This is a genomic window from Methylobacterium sp. D54C, assembly GCF_053345595.1.
Genome location: NZ_JBKFAK010000018.1, coordinates 23,138 through 34,394, shown reverse-complemented (window position 1 = coordinate 34,394; position 11,257 = coordinate 23,138). Strand labels below are relative to the sequence as shown.

Annotated in this window: 13 protein-coding genes; 10 read left to right on the top strand and 3 right to left on the bottom strand. The window is 73.2% G+C overall.

All coding sequences use genetic code 11. From position 1 onward, the window contains the following. Position 1: 1 nt before the first annotated feature. Both ACLBYB_RS24795 and ACLBYB_RS24790 read right to left on the bottom strand, forming a co-directional pair. Positions 2 to 220: a DUF2093 domain-containing protein gene (locus ACLBYB_RS24795; RefSeq protein ID WP_020093695.1), complete on the bottom strand. Its 219-nt coding sequence runs from the start codon at positions 218 to 220 to the stop codon at positions 2 to 4. Positions 221 to 282: 62 nt separating this feature from the next. Further along, positions 283 to 1,269, bottom strand: coding sequence for a bifunctional riboflavin kinase/FAD synthetase (locus ACLBYB_RS24790; RefSeq protein WP_447700375.1), 987 nt, complete (start codon positions 1,267 to 1,269; stop codon positions 283 to 285). Between the two features lie 276 nt (positions 1,270 to 1,545). Between ACLBYB_RS24790 and ACLBYB_RS24785 the strand changes: the two genes are divergently transcribed. From ACLBYB_RS24785 to ACLBYB_RS24760, 6 genes are all read left to right on the top strand, one after another. After that, positions 1,546 to 1,929, top strand: coding sequence for a response regulator (locus ACLBYB_RS24785; RefSeq protein WP_012317888.1), 384 nt, complete (start codon positions 1,546 to 1,548; stop codon positions 1,927 to 1,929). Between the two features lie 110 nt (positions 1,930 to 2,039). Then, entirely contained in the window at positions 2,040 to 2,573 is a 534-nt protein-coding gene (locus ACLBYB_RS24780) for a protein phosphatase CheZ (RefSeq protein ID WP_020093693.1), read from the top strand. 133 nt (positions 2,574 to 2,706) lie between these two features. Further along, a complete protein-coding gene (locus ACLBYB_RS24775) occupies positions 2,707 to 3,495 on the top strand; it encodes a creatininase family protein (protein WP_447700374.1) in 789 nt (262 codons plus the stop codon). Between the two features lie 70 nt (positions 3,496 to 3,565). Further along, a complete protein-coding gene (locus ACLBYB_RS24770; RefSeq protein WP_447700373.1) occupies positions 3,566 to 4,315 on the top strand; it encodes a DUF1223 domain-containing protein in 750 nt (249 codons plus the stop codon). Positions 4,316 to 4,425: 110 nt separating this feature from the next. Continuing rightward, positions 4,426 to 4,983: a sigma-70 family RNA polymerase sigma factor gene (locus ACLBYB_RS24765; protein WP_020093690.1), complete on the top strand. Its 558-nt coding sequence runs from the start codon at positions 4,426 to 4,428 to the stop codon at positions 4,981 to 4,983. Then, complete coding sequence (locus ACLBYB_RS24760; RefSeq protein WP_447700372.1) at positions 4,983 to 5,672, top strand: NrsF family protein; 690 nt, start codon at positions 4,983 to 4,985, stop codon at positions 5,670 to 5,672. Before ACLBYB_RS24765 ends, ACLBYB_RS24760 begins: the two co-directional genes overlap by 1 nt. A gap of 63 nt (positions 5,673 to 5,735) precedes the next feature. On the opposite strand, the gene ACLBYB_RS24755 is transcribed toward ACLBYB_RS24760, so the two are convergent. Further along, positions 5,736 to 6,227 (bottom strand): YcgN family cysteine cluster protein, encoded by a 492-nt coding sequence (locus tag ACLBYB_RS24755; protein ID WP_447700371.1) that lies wholly within the window; start codon positions 6,225 to 6,227, stop codon positions 5,736 to 5,738. 314 nt (positions 6,228 to 6,541) lie between these two features. On the opposite strand from ACLBYB_RS24755, the gene ACLBYB_RS24750 reads away from it, so the two are divergent. The 4 genes from ACLBYB_RS24750 to ACLBYB_RS24735 all read left to right on the top strand — a co-directional run bounded on the left by ACLBYB_RS24750 (position 6,542) and on the right by ACLBYB_RS24735 (position 11,237). Then, positions 6,542 to 8,839, top strand: a complete 2,298-nt coding sequence (locus tag ACLBYB_RS24750) for a transglycosylase domain-containing protein (RefSeq protein ID WP_447700370.1) — start codon at positions 6,542 to 6,544, stop codon at positions 8,837 to 8,839. A gap of 4 nt (positions 8,840 to 8,843) precedes the next feature. Beyond that, positions 8,844 to 9,527, top strand: a complete 684-nt coding sequence (locus ACLBYB_RS24745) for a DUF1214 domain-containing protein (RefSeq protein ID WP_020093686.1) — start codon at positions 8,844 to 8,846, stop codon at positions 9,525 to 9,527. Next, a complete protein-coding gene (locus ACLBYB_RS24740; protein ID WP_107351944.1) occupies positions 9,515 to 10,174 on the top strand; it encodes a DUF1254 domain-containing protein in 660 nt (219 codons plus the stop codon). Before ACLBYB_RS24745 ends, ACLBYB_RS24740 begins: the two co-directional genes overlap by 13 nt. Before the next feature lie 97 nt (positions 10,175 to 10,271). Continuing rightward, on the top strand, positions 10,272 to 11,237 hold the full coding sequence (locus ACLBYB_RS24735) for a PLP-dependent cysteine synthase family protein (RefSeq protein WP_447700369.1): 966 nt from the start codon (positions 10,272 to 10,274) through the stop codon (positions 11,235 to 11,237). The last annotated feature ends 20 nt before the right edge of the window (positions 11,238 to 11,257 follow it).

The following is an 11,257-nucleotide window of genomic DNA, read 5'->3' as shown; positions in this document are numbered from 1 at the left end:
GTCAGGGGCGGCCGGTTTCCTTGAGCCGCCTGAGGATCGCCTCGGGGGAGACGTAGGCCTCCTGGCGGGCGGCGCTCCAGTAGCGCAGGGCGTCCAGCGGGATCGGCTCGCCGGTCACCGCGCAGCGCACGAAGCTGCCGGGCTTGACCACCCGCATGGTGCCGTCGCCGTACTCGACGACCGCCTCGCCGTTGTTCGCGCGCTCGTAACGACCCAGCACGTCCGCCTCCTGCTCAATGGTGCCTTCTACACGATCCGCGCCCGCCGCGATGCCCGCGGGGCTCAGGTCAGCATCGACGGGGTCTCATCCCGCGCCAGCATGGTCCGGGCCGCGGCCGCGTCGACATGCATCCGCTCGACCAGCGCCTCGGCGCTGGCGAACCGCTCCTCGCCGCGGATGTACCCGACGAACTCCACGGCGATGTCCTGCCCGTAGAGATCGCCGGAGAAGTCGAACAGGTAGGTCTCCAGCAACGGTGCGCCGTCGTCGAAGGTCGGGCGGCGGCCGTAGCTCGTCACGCCGTCGCGGAACGCGCCCGAGGCCAGGCGGACCCGCACCGCGTAGATGCCGTGCGCGAGCCCGCAATCGGGCAGCATCACGTTGGCGGTGGGGAAACCCAGCTGGCGGCCGCGCTTGTCGCCGTGGCGGACCGCGCCGAGGACGAACCAGCGGTAGCCGAGCAGCGCGTTGGCGCGGGCGACGTCGCCGGCCGCGAGGGCCTCGCGGATCGCGCTGGAGGAGACCGGCTCGGTCTCGCCGCCGAGGGCGACCGGCGCCACGATGCGGCAGCTCATCCCCGCCTCCCGGCAGAGGTCGGCCAGGATCGCGGGCGTGCCCTCGCGGCCGCGGCCGAAGTGGAAATCGTGTCCGACGACCACGCCGGACAGGCCCAGCGACCGCTTCAGGAAATCGAGCACGAAGGCGCGGGCGCCGGTTTCCGCCAGGGCCCCGTCGAAGCGGCGCACGATCAGCCCGTCGAGGCCGAGATGCGCGAACACGACCTCCTTGGCGGCGAGGCCGGTCAGCCGGAACATCGGCGCGTCGGGCGTGAAGTAGGCCCGCGGGTGCGGCTCGAAGGTCAGGATCGCGGCCGGCCGCCCGGCCGCGCGGGCGGCGGCGCGCACGCTGTCGACGAGCATCCGGTGCCCGAGATGGACGCCGTCGAAGTTGCCGATCGCCGCCACGGCGCCGGCCAGGGCCGGCGGGACGGGGGCGTCGGCGCGGCAGATCGTGAAGGGTCGCGCGGCCGTGTCGTCGCCTGTGGCCATCGGTTCGGGTCGAGTGCTCGGAAGGGTCGGATAGGGTCGCCTGACATGTCCGCGAGGGGCCCGACGCGGCCGGACCCTGCCGAAAGGCGCCCGGAGGGTCAAGCGAGGCGACGCCGCGCGGGCGGCCATGCGCCGCCCGCGCCGATTAACGGCTTCGCAATGCGCATGCCCTATTTGAAATGCTGTGCAGCGCAGCTAAATTGCAGCGTTAGCGAAGCGTTAATCTATCCGGGAGCCGCCGCGGCTTCCCGCCGGGCAATACGGAGCAGTTGTTCGATGGCTCTCGACCTGAGCATGCCGATCCTCGTTGTCGACGATTACCAGACGATGGTCCGCATTATTCGCAATCTACTGAAGCAGCTCGGCTTCGAGGAGGTCGACGACGCTTCCGACGGGACCGAGGCGCTCGCACGACTGAAGGGTCGCAAGTACGGGCTGGTCATCTCCGACTGGAACATGGAGCCGATGACCGGCTACGAGCTGCTCCGTCACGTGCGCGCCGACGAAAATCTTCGGACGACGCCGTTCATCATGGTGACGGCCGAATCGAAGACCGAGAACGTGATCGCGGCCAAGAAGGCCGGCGTGAACAACTACATCGTCAAGCCCTTCAACGCGGCCACGCTGAAGTCGAAGATCGAGGCGGTCTGCGGCAGCTGACCGGCCTCCCGTCTTCGACCACCGCGCGTCCGGACGGATCGCTCCCGCGCCGCCGGACGCCGAGACGTGGCGTGGCCGGCGAGGACGGTCACAGATCCGAGGAGGAGAGCATGTCGTCAGCCGCCGCACGGCAGACCGATCTGCGACTTCGCGAGCCGCAGACCGTGATCTCCGAGCTGATCGAGATCGCGGATTACATCGCCCATCTCCGCGAGGAGATCGGGGCGCTGCGCGCGAACGAGATGAGTCGCGACCGCATCCCCATGGCGCACGAGGAGCTCGGCAGCGTCGTGGAGGCGACCGCCGGCGCCACCAACACCATCATGGAGGCCGCCGAGGCGATGCTCGGTCTGCCCGACGGGCCGGGCTACCGCGACGCGGTCGAGGAGCGCATCAACACGATCTTCGAGGCCTGCGCGTTCCAGGACATCACCGGCCAGCGGATCGCCAAGGTGGTCGAATCGCTGCGCCTGTTCGAGCAGCGCCTCGCCCGCTTCGTCGGCGCCGTGAAGGCCCGCGATGCGGCCTCCATGGATCCCGCCGAGCGTGCCCGGCGGACCCGGGCCGAGGACCTCATGCTGAACGGCCCGCAGGCCGTGGACGCCACGCCCTCCCAGGACGACATCGACGCGCTGTTCGCCTGACGCGATCCGGGCCGGCGCGGGACCGGTTGTCTGAGGAAGGATCGCCGGCGCGACGGTCGACTCGGCGCCGGCCTGCCGGCTAGATCGCTTTCCGGACCCGCCGCGTGCGGGGCGGGCGGAGGCCGCGGCAGAGATGACGGCGCAGTTCTGGTCCGAGCTGACCACCGAAGACTTCACCCAACGGGACATGGGTCGCGCGATCGCCGTGCTGCCGGTGGCCGCCGTCGAGCAGCACGGTCCCCACCTCCCCCTCGCGACCGACACCGTGATCGCCGAGGGCTACCTCGCCCGGGTGCGCGACGGCGTGCCGGCGCATCTCGACGTGCTGCTGCTGCCGGTCCAGCCGGTGGGCAAGTCCGACGAGCACGACGCGTTTCCCGGCACGCTCTCCCTGAAGACCGGGACGGCGCTGGCCGCCTGGACGGGCATCGGCGCGGCCGTCCACCGCGCCGGCTGCCGCAAGCTGGTGATCGTCACGAGCCACGGCGGTAACAGCGCGCTCATCGATCTCGTGGCGGGCGAGCTGCGCGCCCGGTTCGGCATGGTCGCGGTCACGACATCCTGGGCGCGGCTCGGCTATCCCGAGGGTCTGTTCCCGGCGGACGAGATCGCCCACGGCATCCACGCCGGCGGCATCGAGACGGCGCTGATGCTGGCCCTGCGGCCGGACCTCGTCCGGACCGACCGGGTCGCGGATTTCCCGCCGCGCACGCTGTCGATGATCCGCGACTTCACCCACCTGCGCGCCGGCCGCCCCGCCGCCTTCGCGTGGAAGGCCGGCGATCTCCAGGCTTCGGGCGCCATGGGCGACGCGCGGCTCGGCACGGCCGAGGCGGGCCGCGCGGCGCTCGACCACGGCGCCCGGGCCTTCGTCGCCCTGCTGCGCGACGTCGACGCCTTCGAGCTCGCGCCGCCGGTGTAACCGCCGCCGCGCCGCCGCCGAAGGAGCCGGTACGCCGGGTCCGAACCGCCGGCGTGCGGGAGTTCCGGCCATGCGCCCTGCCCTCTTGATCGCCGCCGCCCTGCTGTGCGGCAGCCTCTACCCGGCCGACGCGGCGGAGCGCCCCGTCGTCGTCGAGCTGTTCACCTCGCAGAGCTGCTCCTCCTGCCCGCCCGCGGAGGCGCTGATCGGCCGCCTCGCCCACGAGCCGGCGGGGGCGCAGGGCGATGTCCTGCCGCTCGCGTTCCACGTCACCTACTGGAACCATCTCGACTGGCGCGATCGCTACGCCCTGCCGGCCGCCACCGCCCGCCAGGAGGCCTACGCGGCCCGTCTCGGCGGACCCACCTACACGCCGCAGGCGGTGATCGACGGGCAGGTCGGGCTGGTCGGCTCCGACGAGGCCGGCCTGCGCGCCGCGATCGCGCGCGCCCGGCAGGCCGGGCCCGGCATTCCCGTGACGCTGGCCCGCGACGGCGAGCAGGTCGTCGCGCAGATCGGTGCCGGGGCCGGCGGCGCCGCGGGCCGCGTCCTCCTGATCGGGTACGATCCGAGCCACACCACCCGCGTGCTGCGCGGCGAGAATGCCGGGCGCACCATCGAGCAGGCCAACATCGTCCGGTCGGTGCGCGACCTCGGGCGCTGGTCCGGCTCCGCCGCGACCTTCGCGTCGGCGCGTCCCGAGGGCGAGACGGCGGCCCTGCTGCTCCAGTCCGAGGACGGGCGGATCCTGGGCGCCGCGCGCCTCGCCGCGTCTCCCGCAACGTCGCCCGCCGCGACGGTCCGGGAGGCCGTGCGATGATCCTCGCCGTCCCGGGCGGGATGCCGGCGCGCGGCTGGGTGCTGGCGTCGGGATCGGACCGTGGGTTAGACACGCCGCGTGCCGGGGGACGGAACGACGGCGGAGCCCGGATGGCGCTCGAACAGGAACTGGCGACCCTGATGGCGGCGGCCCAGGGCGGCGACGCGGCCGCCTATCGCGCGCTGCTGAAGGCCTGTCTGCCCGTGGTCTCGGCGATCGCGCGGGCGCAGGGCGTGCGCGGCGAGGCGGTGGACGACGTCGTGCAGGACGCGCTGATGACCGTCCACCGGGCTCGGGCGAGCTACGATCCGGCCCGGCCGTTCCTGCCCTGGCTGCGCGCCATCACCCAGCGGCGGGCGATCGACCGGCTGCGCCGCGCCGGGCGGCGCCCGCGGGAGGTCAACGACCCGCTGGCCTACGAGGCGGAGGTCGATCCGGGGCCGGCCCCCGGCCACGGGCTGGAGGCGCGGGACCGGGCCGCCGCCCTGGCCAGGGCGGTGGCGGCCCTGCCCGACGGCCAGCGGCAGGCGGTCGAGCACCTGGGCCTGCGCGAGCTGTCGCTCGACGAGACCGCCGCCCTTACCGGCCGCAGCAAGGGGGCCCTCAAGGTGAACCTGCACCGGGCGCTGAAGGCGCTCCGGGCCAGCCTGACGCAGGAGCGGGAGTGATGCCCGGAGAGGGGAGCAACTGGGCCGGCGGCGACCTGTCCCGCCACGAGCGGCTGGTCGAGGAACTCGCGGTCGGGCTCGAACCCGTGCGGCCGCTGCCGGCCCCGGAGGCCCGCGCGGCCCTCTGGCTCGGCGTGACGCTGGTGCTCGGCGTGGTCCTCGCCGCCTGGGTCGGGACCGGCGGCTTCATGCTGCGCATGCATGTGCCGGATCTGGCCCTCGCGGCTTTGGGCGCCGTACTGACGGCGATCACGGCCGCCTACGCGGCCTTCGCCACCAGCGTGCCGGGACGGTCCGGCCGCTGGGCGCTGCTGCCGCTGCCGCCCCTCGCGCTCTGGATCGGCGCGAGCGGGCTGGGCTGCCTGCGCGACTGGATCGCGCCGGGGGCCGAGATGCACGGCGAGCACCCGATCACGGGCTGCTTCAGCTTCCTGATCTGCGTCTCGGTGCCGCTGTCCGTGCTGATCGTCGTGATGCTGCGGCGCGCCTGCCCGCTGCGGCCGAACCTCACGGCCGCCCTCGGGGGGCTGGCGGTGGCGGCGGCGGCGGCGGCGCTGCTGATGCCGGTCCACCCGCACGACGCCACCGCCACGGACCTGCTGTTCCACGCGGCGGCGGTCGCCATCGTGATCGCGGCGAACGGATTGGCCGGCGGCCGGCTGCTCGGCCGACACGCCGGGGCCGGCTAGGGCGTACCGACCGAGGCTCGCGAACTCGGCCGATCGCTCGAGGGGACGTCCGGTGCGGTCGCTTCACACCGCGCCGGGATCGAGGCCCGGCCAAGCCACGATCCGGTCCGGCAACTCGTCCTCCGAGAACTCCTCCTCGTTGCCGGCGAGCCGGCCGCGGACCGAGATGCCCGCCTCGTGCACGCTCGCGGCCCGGCCGGAGATCAGGGGGTGCCACGGGTAGAGCGGCTGCCCGTCGCGCACGAGCCGGTACGCGCAGGTCGGCGGCAGCCAGGCGATCGACCGCACCGCCTCCGGCGTCAGGCGCACGCAGTCGGGCACCCGCTTCTGCCGCCGCGCGTAGTCGCGGCACCGGCAGGTGAGGCCGTCGAGCAGGGTGCACCCGATATCGGTGTGGTGGACCTCGCCGGTATCCTCGTCCTCGAGCTTCATCAGGCAGCACCGTCCGCAGCCGTCGCACAGGCTCTCCCACTCGGACGGGGTCATGGCTTCGAGCGTCTTGGTCCGCCAGAACGGCTCGACCGCCCCGCGGCGCGGCGCCTCGGGCTTGGGCATCGGGAAAGTCTCTCAGAGGGGAGGCCGCCTCTCTGCCCGAGGCGCGGCACCGCTGCAAGCGTGGCAGCCGAGTGTCGCCGGCGGCCGCCCTGCGATTGCCATGCGACCGGATCGCCCCGTCGTGCGTTAAGGCCAAGCTCGTCCGCGGCGAATCACGAGACTGCGCAGAGCCTCGCCGCCGGTTCCGGATCCTGCTATGGACGTCGGATGCCGTGCGGTGGCGCCGGCGCAGGGTTCGTGTCCGCGGCGCGGGCGCCCGACCATCCGCCGCCAGGATCCGCCGCAGAGGCGCTCGACAAGCCGGGTTCGACATCGTGCGCCTGCCGACGTTCACCGAGATCAAGGTCCGCCTCGAACGCGCCGCCCTCGCCTTCGACGCCTGGGTCAACGCGAGCCTGTACGACGGCGGCCAGTCCACGGGTCAGGCCTACGAGCGCTTCCAGCGCGTCATGAGCCGCTTCGCGGTGCGCGGCTGGAAGCGCGTCGCCCTCGACCTGACGAGCGAGGGAGTGACGATCGGGACCGGCGGCGCCATCCTGATGCTCGCGCTGGCGCAGCCCGCCTTCCAGCTCACCAGCGAGAACTGGCTGAAGCAGCAGGATCTCGCCGTCACCTTCCTCGACCGCTACGGCACCGAGGTCGGGCGGCGCGGCATCAAGCACGATGACTCGCTGAAGCTCGACGACTTTCCCGACATCATGATCAAGGCGCTGGTCTCCACCGAGGACCGGCGCTTCTACGAGCACTGGGGCATCGACCCGATCGGCACGCTGCGGGCGCTGGTGAACAACTCCCGCGGCGGCAGCGGCACGCAGGGCGGGTCCTCGATCACCCAGCAGCTCGCCAAGAACCTGTTCCTGACGAACGAGCGCTCCCTGGAGCGGAAGGTCAACGAGGCGTTCCTGGCCCTGTGGCTCGAGAGCCATCTCACCAAGAACGAGATCCTGAAGCTCTACCTCGACCGCGCCTACATGGGCGGCGGCACCTTCGGCGCGGTGGCGGCGGCGGACTACTATTTCGGCAAGCCGCTCAAGGACATCAGCCTCGCCGAGGCCGCCATGCTGGCGGGCCTGTTCAAGGCGCCGACCAAGTACGCCCCGCACGTCAACCTGCCGGCGGCGCGCGCGCGGGCGGCGGACGTGCTGCACAACATGGTGGAGGCGGGCTTCGTCACCGAGGGCCAGATCCAGACGGCGCTCCGCAACCCGGCGACGCCGGTGACCCGCACCCGCGACATCACCGCCGACTACTACCTCGACTGGGCCTTCGGCGAGATCAAGGCGATGGCCGACGCGGGCAAGCTGCGCAACGACCGCGTGCTGACCGTGAAGACGCCGCTGGACCTCGCGATCCAGAAGCGGGCCGACGAGGCGGTGGCCGACATCCTGCGCAAATCCGGCGACGCCTACGACGTGGACGAGGCCGCCATGGTGATCCTCGATCCCGACGGGGCGCTGCGCGCCATGGTGGGCGGCGCGGATTACGGCGAGAGCCAGTTCAACCGCGCCACCGACGCGCTGCGCCAGCCCGGCTCCTCGTTCAAGCCCTACGTCTACTCGGCCGCGCTCGCCTCCGGGCTGTTCAAGCCCGACACGACGGTGGTCGACAGCCCCGTCTGCATCGGCAACTGGTGCCCGCAGAATTACGGCCGGTCCTATGCCGGACGGGTGCCGATGTGGCTCGCGGTGGCGAAGTCGATCAACACGATCCCGATCAAGATCTCGATCTCGCTGGGCAAGGCCATGGGCATCTCCCACGAGGCCAAGGCCGCCAAGGCGGGCCGCGCGAAGATCACGGAACTCGCGCACAAGATGGGCATCACCTCGAACCTGATCGACACGGTCTCGATGCCGATCGGCTCGGACGAGGTGACGGTCATCGACCAGGCGGCGGGCTACGCGGTGTTCGCCAACGGCGGCTTCCGCGCCAAGCCCTACGCGGCCATCGAGGTGAAGAACTCGTCCGGCGAGGTGATCTACCGCCACGCCGACGAGGCGCCCGAGCGGGTTCTCTCGCCCCAGGTCGTGGCGGACATGAACTTCATGCTCAACAAGGTGGTCGAGGAGGGCACCGGCAAGCGGGCCCAGCTCGAGGGCGTGAAGGTGGCGGGCAAGTCCGGCACGACGAACGCCTACCGGGACGCGTGGTTCGTCGGCTACACCGGCAATTACGTCGGCGCCGTCTGGTTCGGCAACGACGACCACACCTCGACCAACAAGCTCACCGGCGGCTCCCTCCCGGCCCAGCTCTGGCACGACGTCATGGAGCCGGCCCACCAGGGCATCGAGATCAAGGGCCTGCCCGGCCTGAAGGAGAGCCCGCGCGCCGCCCAGCAGCAGGCCTCCGGCGGCCCGACCGCGCCGACCGATCCCAATGCCAGCGCCTACGGCAAGCTCTCGCGCCGCTCCTTCGAGGTGATCAGCGGCCTGAACGGCCTGTTCCGCACCGTCGAGCGCGCGCCCGGCTCGGCCGCGGACGCGCCTGCCGGCGCCGGAAGCGCGCCGAGGACCGGCCGGAAGCCCGGCGACCGGGCGGCGGCGCCGCCGTCGGGTCAGCTGCGCGAGGTCGCCGAGGGCGCCCGCCCGGTCGGCGGCTTCACCGAGGTGCGGTGAGCGCATGAAGCTCACGATCCCCGAGGCGCTCGGCCGGACCTCCGTGTTCGCCGGCGCCCCACGCAACGGCGCTGCGCGCTTCGTCCTGCGCCTCTGGCGCAAGAGCTCGATCGCCGGCCTCGCCGCCTACACCCTGGCGCTGGGCGCCGTCCTGGGACTCGCCAGCGCCGACTGGGCCACGAGCGGCGGCTACCCGTTCGGCGGCGTGCAGGTCGGAGCCTGGACCGCGTGGCCGCGGGCCGGCGCGGCGAATGCCGATCCCTACACCCGCGCCGTCAACGCGCGCCGCGGCGAGATCCCTCTGGCGGTCGGTGAGGGCCTGCTTCTGACCGCGGCGGTCGACGATTCCGGTCAGGCGCTCGACGCGACCTGCACGTACCGGATCGGCGGCGCGACACCGCCCGCCCGCGCCTGGACCGTCACGGTCGCCGGGCGCGGCGCGCGCGAACCCGGCCGCGCGCCGCTGCGCGAGGGCTTCACCTCCACGGAAGTGCTGCGCACGGCCGACGGGCGCTTCACGATCACGCTCGCGCCGGATGTCCAGCCGGGCAACTGGCTCCCGAGCCCGCGGGCGAGCGGGCCGGTCCGCCTCGCCCTGCGCCTGTACGATACGCCGGTCGCCGCCAGCGTCGGATCCCTCGACCGAAGTGCCGTGCCGGCCATCACCCGCGTGGGGTGCGCCCCGTGAGCCTGCGCTTCGTCTACGCCACGCTGATCGGCCTCGTGCTCGCCGGGATCGTCCACATCGCGGCGGTCCTGGCGATCCCCGCCCTGTCGGAGGCCGACGCGGTCTCGCGCGCCCGCACCAGCGAGAACCTGGACCATCCGCAATCGATCTACGCGGTCGCGACCGGCGACGACCCCTCCCCGCCCGAGGCGTGGCTGCCGATCCCGGATCCGGCGGTCGCCGTGGGCGTCTGCGCCTACAACCTCGCGGACGGGCCCATGCGCGTCTCGGCCCGCACCGGTCCGCTGTCGCTCTCGCTCGCCGCGCATGCCCGCCGCGGGGCGTTCTACGCGGTGACCGATCAGGCCGCGGTCCGCGGGGCCCTGGATCTCGTGATCCTGACCCGGGCGCAGTACGACGAGGCGCTGGCCGACGACGACGAGAACGATCCGAGCCGCGACGTGCGCATCGTCGCGCCCGACGCGCGCGGCTTCGTGGTGGTGCGGGTGATCGCCGGTCTCCCGAGCCAGAGGCCCGCCGCCAACGCCGCCGTCCAGGCCGTCTCCTGCACCACCGACACGCCGACGGACGATGCGTCCGCGGGCAAGGACACGCCCGGCAAGGACGCGTCGGGCAAGGATGCGTCGGGCAAGGGAGCGGGACGCTGAGCGAGGACGCCGCACGGGTCCGCGGCGCCGGTCGGCCGGTGCCGAGCCCCCGCGGCCCCGCGTTCTCCCGGATGACGGCGCCGGCCCCGCCGACGCGATGATCGCAGCCGCCGCGACGATGCCGTCCTCGGCCGCCGGGATCACGCGATCCGCCCTCGATCTGATCGGCAACACGCCGCTCGTCGCCCTCGAACGCGTCCATCCCGGTCCGGGCCGCATCCTCGCGAAGGCCGAGTTCATGCAGCCCGGCGGCAGCGTCAAGGACCGCGCCGCCCGCGCCATCCTGCTGGCCGCGCGCGCGGACGGCCGCCTCGCCGCGGGGGCGCCCGTGGTGGAGATGACCAGCGGCAACATGGTGGCCGGCCTCGCGGTGGCCTGCGCGGCCCTCGGGCACCCGCTCGTGGTCACGATGTCGGCCGGGAACAGCCTCCAGCGCGTGCGGATGCTCGAGGCGCTCGGGGCGGAGGTCGTGCGGGTGCCGCAGGTGGACGGCGTCCCGGGGCAGGTCACGGGCGCCGACGTGCGGGCGGCCGCTGACGCGGCGGAGCGGGTCGCGACCAAGCGGGGCGGCTTCTACATCGACCAGTTCCACGCGCCGGAGGGCCTGCGCGCGCATCGCGAGACGACCGGACCAGAGATCTGGGCGCAATCGTCCGGCCGGGTCGATGCCTGGGTGGCGGCCGTGGGCACGGGCGCGACCTTCCTCGGCGTGGCCGCGGCCCTGCGCAAGCGCAACCCGTCCCTGATCTGCGCCGCGGTCGAGCCGGCGGGCTGTCAGCCCCTCGGCGGATTGCCGGTCACGAAGCACCGGCACCTGATCCAGGGCACCGGCTACGGCAGCGTCCCGCCGCACTGGACGGCCGGCCTGATGGACTTGTCCATCCCGGTGACCGACGCGGCGGCCGAGGAGTGGCGGCGGGCCCTGGCGACGCGGGAGGGCCTGCACGTCGGCTACTCGGCGGCGGCCAACGTCGCGGCGACGGTCGCGCTGCTGTCGTCCGGGCGCCTCCCCAGCGACGCGACCGCCGTGACCGTCCTCTGCGACACCGGACTGAAGTACTAGTGCCGGCGGAGTCCGGCCTC

Bases quoted from the DNA above. Each gene is read 5' to 3' on its own strand.
- ACLBYB_RS24790 (WP_447700375.1), bottom strand. From the start codon at position 1,269: ATGGCCACAGGCGACGACACGGCCGCGCGACCCTTCACGATCTGCCGC.
- ACLBYB_RS24785 (WP_012317888.1), top strand. From the start codon at position 1,546: ATGGCTCTCGACCTGAGCATGCCGATCCTCGTTGTCGACGATTACCAG.
- ACLBYB_RS24780 (WP_020093693.1), top strand. From the start codon at position 2,040: ATGTCGTCAGCCGCCGCACGGCAGACCGATCTGCGACTTCGCGAGCCG.
- ACLBYB_RS24775 (WP_447700374.1), top strand. From the start codon at position 2,707: ATGACGGCGCAGTTCTGGTCCGAGCTGACCACCGAAGACTTCACCCAA.
- ACLBYB_RS24770 (WP_447700373.1), top strand. From the start codon at position 3,566: ATGCGCCCTGCCCTCTTGATCGCCGCCGCCCTGCTGTGCGGCAGCCTC.
- ACLBYB_RS24765 (WP_020093690.1), top strand. From the start codon at position 4,426: ATGGCGCTCGAACAGGAACTGGCGACCCTGATGGCGGCGGCCCAGGGC.
- ACLBYB_RS24760 (WP_447700372.1), top strand. From the start codon at position 4,983: ATGCCCGGAGAGGGGAGCAACTGGGCCGGCGGCGACCTGTCCCGCCAC.
- ACLBYB_RS24755 (WP_447700371.1), bottom strand. From the start codon at position 6,227: ATGCCCAAGCCCGAGGCGCCGCGCCGCGGGGCGGTCGAGCCGTTCTGG.
- ACLBYB_RS24745 (WP_020093686.1), top strand. From the start codon at position 8,844: ATGAAGCTCACGATCCCCGAGGCGCTCGGCCGGACCTCCGTGTTCGCC.
- ACLBYB_RS24735 (WP_447700369.1), top strand. From the start codon at position 10,272: ATGATCGCAGCCGCCGCGACGATGCCGTCCTCGGCCGCCGGGATCACG.